Origin of the sequence: Rhizobium sp. WSM1274, from assembly GCF_025200775.1 — a bacterium.
Lineage (GTDB): Bacteria > Pseudomonadota > Alphaproteobacteria > Rhizobiales > Rhizobiaceae > Rhizobium > Rhizobium leguminosarum_I.
The window spans coordinates 1345194-1360019 of sequence record NZ_CP104138.1; the positions used below are offsets into that span (position 1 = coordinate 1345194).

Here is a 14826-nt window from a genome sequence, read left to right on the forward strand (position 1 = left end):
CTGAAATATGTGGGAAATCGGCCGGCTGGCGCAGGCGGAAGGTCGCTCTCACGGCGCCGCGTTAACTTTTGTCAATCATCGTTAATGAGAAGTTAACAGCTTATTGACGCACTGCGCAAATCAGTTTAACCACCGAGTCAGCACTGATTTTCCACGTTCGTATTGCGTACAAACACCACCGGCAAAAGGCGGTGAATGGAGGTTTGTATGACCAGCACCACATCCGTTTCAGAGACGTCATATGCATATCTGGCGACGCTTTCGCGGCTCGACGCCAACGGCGATGGCGTCCTCAGCCGCGGCGAACGTGCCGCCGATGAGAAGCCCGGCATCATCAAAGAAATCTTGGAAGACGACACCAGCAGCGACACGCAGCCGAAATTTTCCGGCAGCCTGATTGCTCTGATGATGGACACGCACGATAGCGGCACGGCAAACAGCATCGCCGTTTCCTATCCGTTGCAACAGATCGCGCCGACATCAGGCAATCGGTCCGACGATCTCTACCGCAACACTTACGGCCAGTTCGATTTCGACGCCGTCGCCTGAGCTGCGATTCAATTCGGGTGATCTGCAAGCCGGCCGTTTGGTCGGCTTTTCTTGTTCCATGGTCTCTAATCAGGAACACCTTCCAAGCTGACACGTTCAGAAAGACAATCGGACGGAAGGAGATCTCCATGAAAGCCATGTGCACCATCGCCGCCTTGAGCCTGCTTGCGGTTGCATTGCCGGCAGGCGCTCAGGACAAGCAGACGGCGGTCGCCAATTTCGTCGACAAGGACGGCAAGGAAGATGGCCGCGCGCAGCTGACGGCTGCTGCCAATGGCGGCGTCCTGATCGAAGTCGAGATATCGGGACTGCCGGCGAACAAATGGGTGGCCTTCCATGTTCATGAGACCGGCCGCTGCGACGCCGCGACCCACCTCGAATCGGCGGGCGGTCATTTCAATCCCGGGAAGGCGGAGCATGGCCTCCTTGCCGCCAACGGTCCGCACGCAGGCGATATGCCCAATCAATATGTCGGGCAGGACGGCGTGCTGCGGGCACAGATCTTCAATACCATGGTGACACTCGACGGCAAGACCGACGGCATTCGCGGCCGCGCATTGATGGTGCATGCCAATTCGGATGATTATCGCAGCCAGCCGTCAGGAGATGCTGGTGAACGGCTTGCCTGCGGCGTTGTTCAATAGCTGCCGTCTCACTGCCGCGCCGATGTCGGTTTTTCGGCCGCCGCCCTGCCGTTGTGCTTTTTTTCTGGAGTTGCGTCTGATGCATCCGGCACAGCGGCGGGATTGTCCTTCTCATCGAAGGCGAGTTTCACGCGCTTCACCATGTCACGACTGACCAGCCACCAATCGCCGGTCTTTGCCCAGTAGCGCAGCGTTACGGAGATCGCGCCGTCACCGAGGCTGTCGATGAAGACGCTGGGTGCCGGTGACATCAGCACTCTGGAATCGGCTTTGGCAAGGCCCATCAGCCTCTCCATCGCCAGATCGACGTCATCCTCATGGGCGACGCTGATTTTCAGCTCGTCCCGCCGCGTGGGCTCGCGGCTGAAATTGGTAATCGGTGTGTTCCAGAGCGTCGAATTCGGCGCCAACCGATAGAGCCCGTCGCCGGTTCTGAGCTCGGTTGCAAACAATCCGATTTCGCGGACCGTGCCGGCCACGCTGCTGGTCTCGATATATTCGCCGACGCGGAAAGGCCTGAGGATCAGCAGCATGATGCCGGCGGCGATATTCTGTAGTGTCCCTTGCAGCGCCAGTCCGATCGCCAGGCCTGCTGCGCCGAGGGCTGCGATGATCGAAGCGGTCTGGACGCCGAATTGACCGAGCACGGTGATGAACACCAGGATGAGCAGCGCGTAGCGCAGCACATTGGTGAAGAATCGCGCCAGCGTCTCGTCGATGCCATGTACGCGCGACAGGCCTTCATAGGCCCAGCGGCTGGCAAAACCGGCGAGCGCCCAACCAAGGACGAGCAGGATCACCGCCCCGAGGACGGAGAAGGAATACTGCACCGCAAGCGCACTTGCCTGGCTGAGTGCCGTTTGCGTGGCGAGGAGGACATCGGCTGCCTGTTGTTCCATGATCTGGCCCTGTCGATGGTACGTGGTCGGGGCCTAGATGGAGCGATTGGCGGCAGCGTCAACCGCAGGCGGCGTCCCGGATCGCAAGCACGAAGGGCGCGTTGCCGTCGGCATCCGCACCGCGTCCGATTGCCCGCACCGCCGCGACCAGCCGGCCGCCGCGGCCGAGCAGCGCGTCACCGAGCTCGATCAGCCGGGCATTCGGCGTCGCGAACGGTGAGGCGGCCCGGAGCCGGCGGGCAAGCGCTTCCTCGCTCTGATCGGGTGCCAGCGACAGCGCGGCGATGAGGGCTGCCGCCGGCGATCGCGACACGCCCATCCAGCAATGGATGAGCAGCGGCGTCTCCTGTCGCCACGAGGCAGCAAAGTCGATAATTGCTCGCACATGCGTCTCGTCAGGCGCCACGAGATCGCCGGTGCCCTTGAAGACGATGTCGTTCATGCCAAGTGTCAGATGACGTTCGGCCGCGATCACGCCCGGCCGGTGAAAGGCCTGCTCCTTGGCGATCAGGCTGATCATATCGCGCGCCTTATGGCGCACTGCCATTTCGGCAATGCGCGACAGCGGCGAGACGACGATAAAGGTCACGACACCATCTCCCGCTCGGCCTCGATCGCCGCGAAACGCTCGCAGAACAATCGCTGCGCCTCGATCGCCGGCAGGGGCTCGATCATCAACATGTCCTTGCTGATGCCGCGCGGCTGGCCGAAGAATTTCTGCGCCTCGGCTGGGGTGAAGCCGGCAAGCACCGTCGCCTCGAAATAGGCGGCGATCGTGTCGGCCTTCTTGATCCGGTCCTTGAGATCGCGCGAGGGATGCGGCGGCAGGCCGAAGCGCAGGTGCACGGCAGCTTCCAACCGCTTTTCCACCGTTTTATAGCCGCCGCCGACCACTGATTTGAACGGCGAGATCATGTCGCCGATCACATATTCGGGTGCATCGTGCAGCAGCGCCATCAGGCACTCCTGCGGCCGCGCGTCGTTGAAGCGGCGAAAAATATCCTCGACGACGAGACTGTGTTGAGCCACCGAAAAAGCATGATCTCCGGAGGTCTGGCCGTTCCAGCGGGCGACGCGCGCAAGCCCATGAGCGATGTCGGCGAGTTCGACATCGAGCGGCGAGGGGTCGAGCAGGTCGAGCCTGCGCCCGGACAGCATGCGTTGCCAAGCACGCGGCGCTTTCGTCGTTGTCACGCGCTGGCCTCGTCGGCGCTGGCGGGAAAGACAAGGCCGGACCATGCCGGCAGGGTGAGAGAAACGGGCGTTTCTCCGGCCAGCAGAGGCGTGCCTGCGGCCATCGCCGCGCCGGCGCGGTCGATGCGCGCGATCGCAAGTCCACTGCAGCCCTCGACCGAACCGAGCGTTCCCACCGGCTTGCCGGCGGCGGTGATCTCCGTCCCGGTCCCCGGCAGGTCCGTTGCGGCGGACACCGTGACGACGCGCCGGCGCGCGGTGCCGCGGTGCTGCATGCGCGAGACGACCTCCTGGCCGACATAGCAGCCTTTCCTGAAGGAGAGCCCACCGTTGAAATCCATCAGCACGTCATGCGGGAAGGCGTCCTGCAGGGCAAAGTCCGATCCTGATGTGACGATGCCGCGGCTGATGCGCAGCGCGTCGTAGAGTGCTTCTTTGCCATCACCATGTTTGCCGGGCCGGCGGATCAGCGTGACGCCCGCCTTGGCGAAACGGCTGTCTCGGGCGCCCTGGCTATCCCGGACGCCCTCGGCATCCTCGCCCCAGCAAACGGTGACGCCCTCTTTGGTGCTTGGCGCAAGTGTGACAACGGCGCGCAGCTTGTACATCGTCAGCCGCTTTAGCAGCCCGTCGCGCTGGCCGGCATCGGTTTCGATCATGTAACCGTCGCCGTCCTGCCAGATCATGAAATCGAACAGGATCTTGCCCTGCGGCGTCAAGAGTGCCCCGGGCCGCGCCTCGTCGGGCCCAAGCGAGCTGATATCGGTGGTGATCAGGTTTTGCAGGAAGGATTGGGCGTCCGCGCCGCTGACGAAGAGCAATGAGCGGTCTTTCAGGAATACGGCTGGCATGGCAGAACCTGTCGCGTTGATCATCGCTCAGAGGTATGTCTTCATGAGCTGGATCGCAAGCGCCATGCGAGACGTGAAAGGCGCAGCCAAGATGAGTGTCAGTCGCCCGCCGTGAAGAATTTCCATTTGCCCTCAGGCGTAATGCCGAGGCGATAGAAATTATATCCGCCGAATTCCTGCATGTCGGAGAGATCGCCGGCCGTGACGATGCGCAGCAGCTCGACGCGCTCCGGCGGTGTCAGCGACTTCAGGTCTTTCTCGGCAAAATAAGGCCAGACATACATGTCGTCTGCTGTGCCCTGGCTGACATGCACGAAGCCGGTCGAGACGATGTCGAGCATGATGGCAAGGATCTCGTCTCCGTCGGGATCGCCCGAAAGGTCTTTCAGCGTGCCGATAGGATCGTCGGTCGGCTCGCCCACACTCACCTGCGTCTGGTCGGCGCCGGTGCCCATCAGCGGCCGCAGCCGCTCGAGATCGCCGGAGGCGGCCGCCTCGACGATCTGCTCGCGCATTTTTCGAACCGGCTCCGGCACCTTGCTGATGTCGTAGATCACCTCGACGGCCTTGGAGCTGTCCTGAGCGCCCGGCGTCTTGTCGGCACCCTGATTGTTCTGGCTGTTGACCAGCGGATCGGCCATGGGAACGCCGGGAGTGGTCCCGCCCTGCGGCTGGTTCTGTCCCTGAGCGCTTCCCTGCGCGGGCGGCGTGTCGTTGGCCGCCTGGCCGGGGATCTTGTGCAGTTCGGAAAGCGCATAGGCTGCCGGCGCAAGGAAAATATTGCCGGCGGCGAGGCTGAACGCAAGCAGCACCGGCGCGAGCGGAATTCGCGAAACATTCTCTTTACCGGTGTGCATCAAGCTCTCTGATAACAATTATTGCAGGGTGCGGTTTGCGGAGAATTCGCCGGCAAGCATGCGCTCACGCAGCGAATCGAGCAGGGCTTCCGCGCTCTTTTCCCCATGCAACCTGATCGTCTCGCGCAACGCATGCGCAATGGCGGCATCAGCGATGATTTCAGGCTCGATACCGTCGGCCATGCCATCGGCCCAAGCCTCGTTCTGGTACTCCAGAGCCGCCTGCATCTTTTCGTGGACGATCATGTCGTCGATGTCGTTGAGGCTTGCTTCCATTGTCTTTTCCTCAGAACTTCTCATGTCTTACTGCACCGTTAACAACACTAACAGCCTTTTCCCAAAACGACACGTCCGCATGCGAAAACAGGTTAATTAAACGTCAATTTCCAAAGCGCGAGGTAATTTCTGTGGCAAGTGTTGCACCTTCGTTACGGTAGCGCTCTTCTGCCACGATGGCCGCCGGGGTGCAATCCGTATAGACCGAGGCGAAGGCGCGATAGCCGCGATTGAAGGCCGCCGTGAGCCTTTCCTTGCGCTGCTGCTCGTTGCCGGTCTCCGAGTCGAGCAGCTGCTGCATGCCGTTTCGCCACTCGTCGCCGCCGGGCGCCTTGCAGAGCGTTCTCAGATAATGCACCGAACCCAGCACCTCGGCGAACCGCGCCAGCTTGTCGTCGTAGGGCACGCTCACGATCGGCGGCGCAATCTCCTCCTCCTGTGGAGGCGGCGTATTCTTGCCCTGCGCCATCGTAGGGCCGGCGAGCACGAGCAGGGACAGGAAAACGCGTCGAACGGGAATCATGCTCCCAGTTGATACGCTCAGCATGACAGCAACAAGGCGTGCTTCAAAGTTTCCACGTCTATTCGCCGCCCGCCAGCCGCTCTGCGCATTCGAGCACGCTCTGCGGCACGGGCAGTTGCCGGATTTCCTCCACCGTAAACCAGCCGAGGGCGACCGCGTCGTCGGCGGCTTCCGCCACCGCGTCTTCATCGGCATCGACCCGAAAAACCGACAGCAGGAAATGGCTGTTGACGCTGCCGTCGGCCGCATGCGTCTTCAGCTCGTAGGTCGAAAACAGCCGCGGATTGCGTGCCGAAATGCCGGTCTCTTCATGAAATTCGCGCAATGCCGTTTGCTCCGGCGCTTCGCCGGGCTCGGCCCGCCCGCCGGGAAAGGCGTACATGTCGGCGGAAGGCGGATTGCGCCGCAACACGAGCAGGAATCGCCCGTTGCGTTCGAGAATGGCGGAGGAGGCGGCTCTGGCGGTGGGGGTCATCGGGGCCTGCTCTTGCTGTGATCGCCCGTCTTATCGGATGAAGAGTGCGATGGAGATTCGAAAGGTGCTTCCATGACCTACATCATATTTGCGTTTGCCGCTCTCTTCGAGATCGCCGGCTGCTTTGCCTTCTGGGCGTGGTTGAAGCTCGAAAAGCCCGTCTGGTGGCTGGCACCGGGCATGGTCTCTCTGGCGCTTTTCGCCTGGGCTCTGACGCTGGTGCCGAGCGAGGCTGCCGGTCGTACCTTCGCAGCCTATGGCGGCATTTATATCCTCGCCTCGCTGCTCTGGTTGCGGCTGGTCGAGAGCCGCGTGCCCGATCGTTACGATATCGGCGGCGCGCTGATCTGCCTTGCCGGCGCCAGCCTCATCCTCTTCGCACCGAGAGGCTGAGGCGTCTTGACCGGATACGAGCCGAGTGCAAAGACAGGCCGATGTGTGGACGTTTCGCCCTGACAAGCTCCAGCGCCGACCTGAGCGACTTCTTCTCCGGTCTCGATCTCGACAATTTTCCGGCGCGCTACAACATCGCGCCGACGCAACCGATCCTAGTCGTCATATCCGGCGAGGGCAGGGAGCAGGGCAGCAACTTGGCCGACCGGCGCGCCGTGCTCGTGCGCTGGGGCCTCACGCCGGGCTGGGTCAAGGATCCGAGAGATTTCCCGCTGCTGATCAACGCGCGCTCTGAAACTGCGATTGGCAAGGCCTCTTTCCGCGCCGCCATGCGTCATCGCCGCGTGCTCATTCCTGCCTCCGGTTTCTATGAATGGCATCGCCCGTCGAAGGAAAGCGGCGAGCGGCCGCAGGCCCACTGGATCAGGCCGCGCCAGGGTGGGGTCATCGCCTTTGCAGGGCTGATGGAGACATGGTCCTCGGCCGACGGCTCCGAGGTCGATACCGGCGCGATCCTGACGACATCCGCCAATTCAGCCATATCGGCGATCCACGATCGCATGCCTGTCGTCGTCAGACCTGAGGATTTTTCGCGCTGGCTCGATTGCAAGACACAGGAGCCGCGCGACGTAGTCGACCTGATGCAGCCCGTTCAGGACGATTTCTTCGAGGCCGTCCCGGTCTCCGACAAGGTCAACAAGGTCGCCAATATGGGTCCCGACCTGCAGGAGCGGGTCGTCGTCGAAAAGCCGCTGAAGGCGCCCGAAAAGCAAAAGCCTGACGACGGCCAGCTCAGCTTCTTCTGAACACCATCCGCCGCACCAGCAGGCCCGTCGGCGACCTATCGGCGCCGACGTCTCACATAAGCGGTGGCGATGCGCCGCTTCGTCCATCAGGTTTTCGGGTTGTGCTGATGTCGCCAGAGCGTTGTCAGGAGATTTCCGGCAATTGCCTCGTCATTCACTTCGTCAGCGGTGCCTAACGCATGTAACCCGAAAGCACGCATGATTCCAATGTGAAGCCTTCCGCCTCAAGCGGATTTCTTGACGCTGGCCGGCTTATGCTTCGCCATCAGCGATGCTGCGGCAACAGCCTTCAGGCCGACGGGGCGATAGTTGGCGGCGAGATCTGGCTTGGCCGCCTGCTGTTCGCCGGTACTGCTCTTCTTCGAAGTCACGATACTCTCCTTACGTGGTTCTTCCCTGGGTATTTTATGGTTTGATGTTTCGTCACGAATAGCGACAAAATGGGGGCGCAGGTGATCAGGATTTGTAAACGCGCACCATAATTCGCGAGGCTTAACTGAAGCCTACGTTGGTTAAAACTTACTGAAGAGAGTGGTTCCAATAAAAGTGCGAAAGCGGTTTCTGGGGAAAAGCGCGGAACAGTTTTCACCCGGATAAGCGCACGGTTTCTCCGGGGAAACGCATGCTTTTCCCGGGGTCCGTCAGAACGAAGGGAAAGAAGCATTTCCGTCATTTGGAGAAATCCGGAAATGCTGGCAGATCAGATGTGCCGGCCGATATCGTCGTCGCCGACGCCGGGTTCCTCGATCGTCAGCGTCCCATATTTCCGCTGCCATTTCCGCGCGCCGAAGGGAAGCGATACGAGGTAGGCGGCAACGGTGAAGACCATCACCTCCCAGGTGTAGCTCATCAGCAGAGCCACATAGAGCACGACGCCGAGCATCATCGGCAGCACGAGATCGCGCCGCAAGCGGTTGCCTTCCGATTTGCCCGACCAGACCGGCAGCCGGCTGATCAGCAGGAAGGCGATAAGCACGGTATAGATCGACGAGAGATAGGCGAAGGTGCGGTCCGTCGCCAGCCCGAGGAAGCCGAGATAGACCGGCAGCAGCACCAGCATGGCGCCAGCCGGCGCCGGCACGCCGACGAAATATTCGGATTGCCAGCTCGCCTTGTTTTCGCGTTCGGCCATGACGTTGAAACGGGCAAGGCGAAGCCCGGCGGCGATCGCATAGATCAGGGCGGCGATCCAGCCGAGCGAGCGCGCCTGGTCGAGCGCGAACACATAAACGACGAGGGCGGGTGCGACGCCGAAATTGACGATGTCGGCAAGCGAATCCATCTGCGCGCCGAATTTGGAAGTCGCCTTCATCAGCCGCGCCACGCGCCCGTCGATACCGTCGAGGAAGGCGGCGAGCAGCACCATGGAGACGGCGAGCTCGTAACGATTCTCGAAAGCCAGCCGGATGCCGGTCAGCCCGGCGCAGATCGCCAGAATGGTGATGAGGTTCGGAAAGACGAGCCGGAGCGGGATTTCGCGCAGACGTGGGCCGCGGGCGGAATCATCCGGCCCATTGGGCTCGAAAGGCGGAAAAGGCGTTTCCATATCGCGTTCCAATCGTTCCTAAGGCAATTCCAGCAACAGTGCGTAGCGCTTCTGCACTTCCGTGAAAAGCTGAACCGCTCTAGCTGCGGCGGCTGATGACGGGACCCTTGACGGAGGCGAATTCGGCGATGACGGTTTCTCCCGCAACCGCCGTCTGGCCGAGCGAGACACGTGGCGCGGCACCGGCGGGCAGGAATACGTCGAGCCGCGAGCCGAAACGGATCAGCCCGAAGCGCTCGCCGGCATCCACAGGCTCGTTGGGGTTTGCCCAGCAGAGGATACGCCGCGCCACGAGGCCGGCGATCTGCACGACGCCGATCTGGCCGTGGCGGGTTTCGATCACCAGTCCATTGCGCTCATTGTCCTCGCTCGCCTTGTCGAGCTCGGCGTTGACGAAGCTGCCGGAGCGGTAGTTGATGCTGACGATGCGCCCGCGCATCGGCGCCCGGTTCACATGGCAATTGAAGACGTTCATGAAGACCGAGATGCGCAGCATCGGCTCGGAGCCCAGATTGAGCTCTGCCGGAGGGGTCACCATCTGGATCGCCGAGACCTTGCCATCGGCGGGAGAGATCACCAGATCGTCGTCCTGCGGGGTCACGCGCTCGGGATCGCGGAAGAAATAGGCGCACCAGAGCGTGAAGATCATGCCGATCCAGAAGAGCGGCTTGAAGATCCAGCCCAAGACAAGCGACGCGACGAAGAAGGCGGCAACGAAGGGATAACCCTCCTTGTGCACGGGGACGATCGTGTTGCGAACCGTGTTGAACAGGCTCATGGCTGCCGGTCTCCTTGCGTTTTCATTTTTGCTGTTAGCGAAAAACGGTCTCCGGGGCAATGCTGCGGCCTCGGCCCTGGTTTCCACGCCGGGGTTCTGAACAACAAAAGCCGGCCGGCGTCGGTTTCCCCTCAGCTTGCCGGAGCAAGCCGACTTATGACCCCCAGCTCGTCGCTTTCGCGCACCTGCTTCAGATGTTCTTCGGCCTGCGTCGCCTCGCGCTGGCGGTTCCACATCGAGGCATAAAGGCCGTTTCTTTCGAGGAGGGCGGCATGTGTTCCGCGCTCGGCAATCTCGCCGCTTTTGAGTACGATGATTTCATCGGCGTTGATGACAGTCGAAAGCCGGTGGGCGATGACCAGCGTCGTGCGGTTCTTCGAAACCAGGTCGAGTGCCTCCTGGATTTCCCGCTCCGTCGTCGTGTCGAGCGCAGACGTCGCCTCGTCGAGGATCAGGATCGGCGGCGCTTTAAGGATGGTGCGGGCGATCGCCACCCGCTGCTTCTCGCCGCCCGAAAGCTTCAACCCGCGCTCGCCGACCTTGGTTTCGAACCCCTCGGGCAGCATTTCGATGAAATGCGCAATCTGCGCCACCTCAGCCGCCGCAAAGACCTCGCCCTCGCTGGCCGATGTGCGGCCGTAGCGAATGTTGTAGGCGACGGTATCGTTGAAGAGCACGGTATCCTGCGGCACCATGCCGATGAGAGAGCGCAGGCTCTTCTGCGTCACCGTGCGGATATCCTGACCGTCGACGGTGATCGCGCCGCTCTGGATATCGTAGAAACGATAGAGCAGGCGCGACAGCGTCGATTTGCCCGCACCCGATGGACCGACGACGGCGACCGTCTTGCCTGCCGGCACCTCAAAGGAAATGCCCTTCAGGATCGGGCGGGCCGGATCGTAGGCGAAGTGCACGTCCTTGAAGGAGATCGCGCCTTGGCCGATCCGAAGTTCTGTCGCATCGGGCGCATCGTTGACCTCGGCCTTCACTTCAAGCAGGTCGAACATCTGCTCGATATCGGTCAGCCCCTGGCGGATTTCGCGGTAGACGAAGCCGATGAAGTTCAGCGGTGCGGAAAGCTGCAGCAGCATCGAATTGACGAAAACGAAATCGCCGACCGTCTGCTCCCCGCGCTGCACGGCCAGCGCCGACAGTACCAGCATGATCGTCGTGCCGATGCCGAAGATGACGCCCTGGCCGAAGTTCAGCCAGCCGAGCGAAGTCCAGACGTCGGTCGCCGCCTTCTCATAACGTTCCATCGATTTGTCGAAGCGCTTTGCCTCCATCTCCTCATTGCCGAAATATTTGACTGTCTCGAAATTGAGGAGGGAGTCGATCGCCTTGGTGTTGGCGTCGGTATCGCTGTCGTTCATCGAGCGGCGGATGGCGATGCGCCAGTCGGAGGCGCGGATCGTGAACCAGATATAGGCCCAGACGGTAAAAGCGGTAACGGCGAGATAGGAGAAGCCGTAGCCCCACCAGAAGATCACTGCCGTCAGCAGGAATTCGATGACGGTCGGGACCGAATTGAGGATCGTGAAGCGCACGATCGTCTCGATGCCCTTGGTGCCGCGCTCGATAATGCGCGAGAGCCCGCCGGTCTTGCGCTCCAGATGGAAGCGCAGCGACAGCTCGTGCATGTGCACGAAGGTTCTGTAGGCAAGCTGGCGCACCGCATGTTGTCCGACGCTGGCAAAGAGCGCGTCGCGCAACTGGTTGAGGCCAAGCTGGATCAGCCGGGTGATGTTATAAGCAATCACCAGCGCGATAGCGCCGGCCAGCAGCGGCGGCACGGAGCCTGCAAGATCCATCCTGCCGTTCAGCGCATCGGTCGACCATTTGAAGAAATAAGGAACGAGCAGCAATACGAACTTGGAGATCAGCAGAAAGACCGAGGCCCAGACGACGCGCATCCTGAGGTCGGGCCGGCCGGCCGGCCACATATAGGGCCAGAGGTTGAGAAGCGTCTGCAGCAGGTTGGATTCCGAGACTGTCTTGCCGTTTGCCATGCTTGTCTCCAGCCCGGATGGGCTTGCCGCGATTGCGGCGCTTCGATGCCGGCAAAAGCAGGGAACCGGGACGTGCCTGAAAGCGCTTCCCACAACCCGCAGCCGCCACCGCCAGATAGGGTGCCAGGCGGACGAATACAACAAATGCAGGGGTAAGGAAACGACGAGGCCGGGCGTTTATCCCACCCGGCCTCGTCGTGTCGTTTTGCAGCTTAGAGATGCTGGCCGGACATCCGCTTGCGGTGCAGCTCTTCGGCATTCGGCAACACATCCTTCGGCAGACCGAAGATCTGACCGGGGCGGATGCGATCGGGATCGACGATCTTGTCCTCGTTGGCGATGTAGATCGTCGTGTAACGAACACCGAGGCCATAGGTGCGGCGCGAGATCTGCCACAGCGTGTCGCCGCGGCGAATGATGACTGCCGCGTTGTTTGCCGTCAGCGGCGCCTGTTCGATCGTCTTCGGCTGGCCGCTTCCGACATCGTTTGCGGACGGCGCTGCCGGCGCGGGTGCCACGGAGAGTTCGGCGATCATCGCGCCGAGCCTGTCGAGTGCGCTGCCCACGGATTTCGCATCCTTCGGCAGGCCCTGCAGCAGTTTCAGCGCGTTGCCGGCGATCTGAGAGGCGGTGCCTGACGTGTGCTTGAAGGCGTCCGGCGCATCGGCCGCAGGCCGGAAATCGGCGACGGAGCGCAGAGCGAATTCCGTTCCCGAGCGCGCCGCGGCGAGCTGCTCGGGGCCTGGAAGCTTGCCATCGGCAAACAGCCGCTTCAGCAGGCCGAAGGCCTTGCCGACTTCGGCTTTGAGTTTGTCGAGCTCGCCTTCATCGAGCGGCACCATCGAGGGAGCGCTGTTCGTGTCGGCGGGTACCGATTGCGCGGCGACCCTCACCTGGTCGCCGGCAGGCCGATTGAAGTTGACCGCCGCGCGCACGATCACCTTGCCTGTGGGATCAACGACATCGACGCGGATCTTGTGGTCGCCGACCGAGAGCGCCACCACGCCATCGATGACGAAGTGGCCGTCGGAGCCGGCGGTATCCTGGCCGACGAGGCTGTCGTCGGCATAACCGATAACCTTGGCGTTAGGGCGCGTCGTGCCGGCAATAAAGATCTTGCTGCCCTCGATTTCGACGGCATTGACCATCACATCGGGCACATTCGTCTTATCCGATGGCGTAGCTGCGCCGCCGGAGGAGGTGTCGGTGAGGTTCGGCGCCTGCAGCGCCAGCTCGCCGGTTGGTGCAGCTGTTGCGGCAGGCGCAGCCGAGCTTTCGTCCGTTGCCGGCTTGTTCGCAGGCGGAGCCATCGGATTGGAGGCATCGGCAACTTCGGTTCCGGCCTTCGGCGCAGTAATGATACGGCTCGCCGCGCCGGGTTTGGAGACCATGGCGAGCAGATTGGCGCCATTGCCGTCCTTCGGCACGGAAATGGTCGCGACTTCTTCGGAAAGCGTGCTCTTGCCGTCCTTTCCCGTGAACTTGAGCACGAGTTGGTGGTCGCCGGCCGGAAGCGGATCGTCGAGAACGGCAGCAAAATCGCCGCTCGCATCGACATTGGCCGTCGTCACCACCTTCTCGCCGTCGAGCACCTCGAGCTTGCCGTTCGGTTCGGCGGAACCGGCAATCACCGTCGATCCGTCGGGCTCGACGCGCAATACGTCGAAGGCCGGAAGTTTCGGGCCGGTATTCTCCACTGCCGTGTTCGCCGCAGGGGCGGTCTCCGGCGCACCGGTCAGAGCAGCCTCTGCCTTGGCGATCGCGGCAAGCGCATCGGCAATGTTCTCAGGCAGCGCCTGGACGATGGCGAGCGCCTTCGCGCCGCCGTCCTTGGCCTTTGCGGCAAGGGTCTGGGTCGCGGGATCGAGGCCCTCGGGGATTGTAAAATCAGCAAGCGCGGTCAGCGCGCTGACGGCCTTGGTCTTGGCGGCGGTGAAGACATCGATGGCAGGGCCCTTGCCGTCGGCAAACAGCGCCTTGAGTTCGCTGAGCGATACGCCGGCATCGGCCGATAGGCGGCCCACCTGGTCGGCGACCGCAGCCGCGTCGCCCACATCGGAGCGCGATGTCTTTGCCGCCTCGTTAACCGTGTTCTTGAGCTCCGTGCTCGCTTGGTTGATGGCGTCGCCGACCTTGGCTGCATCGCCGCCGATGCGCGGCATGACGAAAAACACCATCAGTATGATTGCGATTGCGAGGACTGCAAGAGCCAGCAAGCCGGCACGGTTCTTCATCATTATGTCTCCCAGAGCGGCAATTTGCCGTAATACCCAAAATTGCTAGCTATTCCCGTTGCTTTCCACAAGCATTCAAAGCAATTAGGCAAGCTAGGCATGCTGCTTTTCAGTCAATTTTCTTGACTGCATTGAAATGGAATAGTTGTTTTGCCCTCATGACCGAACAATCTGTATCGATTCGATCCATCTGCGTTTACTGCGGCTCAAGGCCGGGACGCGATCCTTCCCACATGGCGGCCGGGCGTGCTCTCGGAAGAGAGATCGCCGAATACGGCCTGCGCCTCGTCTATGGTGGGGGTACCAAAGGCATCATGGGCGCGGTTGCCAGCGGCGTGCTTTCAGGCGGCGGTCAGGTCACGGGCATCATTCCCGAATTCCTGATCGATATGGAAGCGACTCGCCACTCGCTCGGTCAGCTGAACGAACTCATTGTAACCCCTGACATGCATGCGCGCAAACACACCATGTTCGAGCGCTCCGATGCCTTCGTGGCGCTGCCCGGCGGCATCGGTACGCTGGAGGAGATCGTCGAGATCATGACGTGGGCGCAGCTCGGCCGCCACGAGAAGCCGATGGTCTTTGCCAACGTCAACGGTTTCTGGGATCCGATGATGGAACTGATGCGCCATATGACCGAAGAAGGTTTCCTGCATACCGCCCATCGGGTGCAACCGCTCGTCGTCGACGAGATCTCCGGCATCATTCCGGCGATCATGGCCCAGGCAGCCCAGCTCGCCGCCGATCGTGACGGCGAGGACGAGGTGATTTCGAAGATGTAGGCGGGCAGGC

At 61.8% G+C, this 14826-nt stretch carries 18 protein-coding genes; 5 read left to right on the plus strand and 13 right to left on the minus strand.

Features of this window, described 5'->3' with window-relative positions:
- Positions 1-195 precede the first annotated feature (195 nt).
- Together N2600_RS06850 and N2600_RS06855 are read left to right on the plus strand one after the other, a co-directional pair.
- Positions 196-549: a hypothetical protein gene (locus N2600_RS06850; protein ID WP_170257615.1), complete on the plus strand. Its 354-nt coding sequence runs from the start codon at positions 196-198 to the stop codon at positions 547-549.
- Positions 550-677: 128 nt separating this feature from the next.
- Positions 678-1193, plus strand: a complete 516-nt coding sequence (locus tag N2600_RS06855) for a superoxide dismutase family protein (RefSeq protein ID WP_170256707.1) — start codon at positions 678-680, stop codon at positions 1191-1193.
- An 8-nt stretch (positions 1194-1201) separates the two neighbouring features.
- On the opposite strand, the gene N2600_RS06860 is transcribed toward N2600_RS06855, so the two are convergent.
- The 8 genes from N2600_RS06860 to N2600_RS06895 all read right to left on the minus strand — a co-directional run bounded on the left by N2600_RS06860 (position 1202) and on the right by N2600_RS06895 (position 6268).
- Positions 1202-2092, minus strand: a complete 891-nt coding sequence (locus N2600_RS06860; protein ID WP_260298495.1) for a mechanosensitive ion channel family protein — start codon at positions 2090-2092, stop codon at positions 1202-1204.
- A gap of 58 nt (positions 2093-2150) precedes the next feature.
- A complete protein-coding gene (locus N2600_RS06865; protein WP_260298496.1) occupies positions 2151-2681 on the minus strand; it encodes a tyrosine phosphatase family protein in 531 nt (176 codons plus the stop codon).
- Complete coding sequence (locus N2600_RS06870) at positions 2678-3286, minus strand: YfbR-like 5'-deoxynucleotidase (protein ID WP_018070590.1); 609 nt, start codon at positions 3284-3286, stop codon at positions 2678-2680. Before N2600_RS06870 ends, N2600_RS06865 begins: the two co-directional genes overlap by 4 nt.
- On the minus strand, positions 3283-4137 hold the full coding sequence (ygfZ, locus tag N2600_RS06875; RefSeq protein WP_260298497.1) for a CAF17-like 4Fe-4S cluster assembly/insertion protein YgfZ: 855 nt from the start codon (positions 4135-4137) through the stop codon (positions 3283-3285). The genes N2600_RS06870 and ygfZ overlap by 4 nt, the downstream gene beginning before the upstream one ends.
- A 98-nt stretch (positions 4138-4235) precedes the next feature.
- Positions 4236-4994 carry a hypothetical protein gene (locus N2600_RS06880; protein ID WP_260298498.1) on the minus strand — a complete coding sequence of 253 codons (759 nt, stop codon included), beginning with the start codon at positions 4992-4994 and terminating at the stop codon, positions 4236-4238.
- Positions 4995-5012: 18 nt separating this feature from the next.
- A complete protein-coding gene (locus N2600_RS06885; protein ID WP_003546972.1) occupies positions 5013-5270 on the minus strand; it encodes a hypothetical protein in 258 nt (85 codons plus the stop codon).
- Positions 5271-5373: 103 nt separating this feature from the next.
- Positions 5374-5817, minus strand: coding sequence for a TIGR02301 family protein (locus N2600_RS06890; RefSeq protein WP_260298499.1), 444 nt, complete (start codon positions 5815-5817; stop codon positions 5374-5376).
- Between the two features lie 34 nt (positions 5818-5851).
- Complete coding sequence (locus N2600_RS06895) at positions 5852-6268, minus strand: NUDIX hydrolase (RefSeq protein WP_260298500.1); 417 nt, start codon at positions 6266-6268, stop codon at positions 5852-5854.
- Positions 6269-6340: 72 nt separating this feature from the next.
- Here N2600_RS06895 and N2600_RS06900 point away from each other — a divergent pair, with 72 nt between their 5' ends.
- Together N2600_RS06900 and N2600_RS06905 are read left to right on the plus strand one after the other, a co-directional pair.
- Positions 6341-6661, plus strand: coding sequence for a YnfA family protein (locus N2600_RS06900; RefSeq protein WP_260298501.1), 321 nt, complete (start codon positions 6341-6343; stop codon positions 6659-6661).
- 41 nt (positions 6662-6702) lie between these two features.
- Positions 6703-7467 (plus strand): SOS response-associated peptidase, encoded by a 765-nt coding sequence (locus N2600_RS06905; RefSeq protein WP_260298502.1) that lies wholly within the window; start codon positions 6703-6705, stop codon positions 7465-7467.
- 224 nt (positions 7468-7691) lie between these two features.
- Here N2600_RS06905 and N2600_RS06910 read toward each other — a convergent pair whose 3' ends face one another.
- From N2600_RS06910 to N2600_RS06930, 5 genes are all read right to left on the minus strand, one after another.
- The gene (locus tag N2600_RS06910; RefSeq protein WP_170280042.1) at positions 7692-7838 is read right to left on the minus strand and encodes a hypothetical protein; all 147 of its coding nucleotides are present in this window, start codon (positions 7836-7838) and stop codon (positions 7692-7694) included.
- Positions 7839-8167: 329 nt separating this feature from the next.
- A complete protein-coding gene (pssA, locus tag N2600_RS06915) occupies positions 8168-9013 on the minus strand; it encodes a CDP-diacylglycerol--serine O-phosphatidyltransferase (protein ID WP_026154087.1) in 846 nt (281 codons plus the stop codon).
- 79 nt (positions 9014-9092) lie between these two features.
- A complete protein-coding gene (locus N2600_RS06920) occupies positions 9093-9791 on the minus strand; it encodes a phosphatidylserine decarboxylase (RefSeq protein WP_222384683.1) in 699 nt (232 codons plus the stop codon).
- A 131-nt stretch (positions 9792-9922) separates the two neighbouring features.
- Entirely contained in the window at positions 9923-11800 is a 1878-nt protein-coding gene (locus N2600_RS06925; RefSeq protein ID WP_017963686.1) for an ABCB family ABC transporter ATP-binding protein/permease, read from the minus strand.
- Between the two features lie 212 nt (positions 11801-12012).
- Positions 12013-14037 carry a LysM peptidoglycan-binding domain-containing protein gene (locus N2600_RS06930; protein WP_260298503.1) on the minus strand — a complete coding sequence of 675 codons (2025 nt, stop codon included), beginning with the start codon at positions 14035-14037 and terminating at the stop codon, positions 12013-12015.
- A 155-nt stretch (positions 14038-14192) separates the two neighbouring features.
- Here N2600_RS06930 and N2600_RS06935 point away from each other — a divergent pair, with 155 nt between their 5' ends.
- A complete protein-coding gene (locus tag N2600_RS06935) occupies positions 14193-14816 on the plus strand; it encodes an LOG family protein (protein ID WP_003558142.1) in 624 nt (207 codons plus the stop codon).
- Positions 14817-14826: the final 10 nt, after the last annotated feature.

What these genes read in the sequence shown, in the direction of transcription:
- N2600_RS06880 (WP_260298498.1), bottom strand. Translation starts at nt 4,994, where the DNA reads ATGCACACCGGTAAAGAGAATGTTTCGCGAATTCCGCTCGCGCCGGTG.
- N2600_RS06855 (WP_170256707.1), top strand. Translation starts at nt 678, where the DNA reads ATGAAAGCCATGTGCACCATCGCCGCCTTGAGCCTGCTTGCGGTTGCA.
- N2600_RS06885 (WP_003546972.1), bottom strand. Translation starts at nt 5,270, where the DNA reads ATGGAAGCAAGCCTCAACGACATCGACGACATGATCGTCCACGAAAAG.
- N2600_RS06860 (WP_260298495.1), bottom strand. Translation starts at nt 2,092, where the DNA reads ATGGAACAACAGGCAGCCGATGTCCTCCTCGCCACGCAAACGGCACTC.
- N2600_RS06920 (WP_222384683.1), bottom strand. Translation starts at nt 9,791, where the DNA reads ATGAGCCTGTTCAACACGGTTCGCAACACGATCGTCCCCGTGCACAAG.
- N2600_RS06850 (WP_170257615.1), top strand. Translation starts at nt 196, where the DNA reads ATGGAGGTTTGTATGACCAGCACCACATCCGTTTCAGAGACGTCATAT.
- N2600_RS06890 (WP_260298499.1), bottom strand. Translation starts at nt 5,817, where the DNA reads ATGCTGAGCGTATCAACTGGGAGCATGATTCCCGTTCGACGCGTTTTC.
- N2600_RS06935 (WP_003558142.1), top strand. Translation starts at nt 14,193, where the DNA reads ATGACCGAACAATCTGTATCGATTCGATCCATCTGCGTTTACTGCGGC.
- pssA (WP_026154087.1), bottom strand. Translation starts at nt 9,013, where the DNA reads ATGGAAACGCCTTTTCCGCCTTTCGAGCCCAATGGGCCGGATGATTCC.
- N2600_RS06930 (WP_260298503.1), bottom strand. Translation starts at nt 14,037, where the DNA reads ATGATGAAGAACCGTGCCGGCTTGCTGGCTCTTGCAGTCCTCGCAATC.
- N2600_RS06900 (WP_260298501.1), top strand. Translation starts at nt 6,341, where the DNA reads ATGACCTACATCATATTTGCGTTTGCCGCTCTCTTCGAGATCGCCGGC.
- ygfZ (WP_260298497.1), bottom strand. Translation starts at nt 4,137, where the DNA reads ATGCCAGCCGTATTCCTGAAAGACCGCTCATTGCTCTTCGTCAGCGGC.
- N2600_RS06895 (WP_260298500.1), bottom strand. Translation starts at nt 6,268, where the DNA reads ATGACCCCCACCGCCAGAGCCGCCTCCTCCGCCATTCTCGAACGCAAC.
- N2600_RS06905 (WP_260298502.1), top strand. Translation starts at nt 6,703, where the DNA reads ATGTGTGGACGTTTCGCCCTGACAAGCTCCAGCGCCGACCTGAGCGAC.
- N2600_RS06925 (WP_017963686.1), bottom strand. Translation starts at nt 11,800, where the DNA reads ATGGCAAACGGCAAGACAGTCTCGGAATCCAACCTGCTGCAGACGCTT.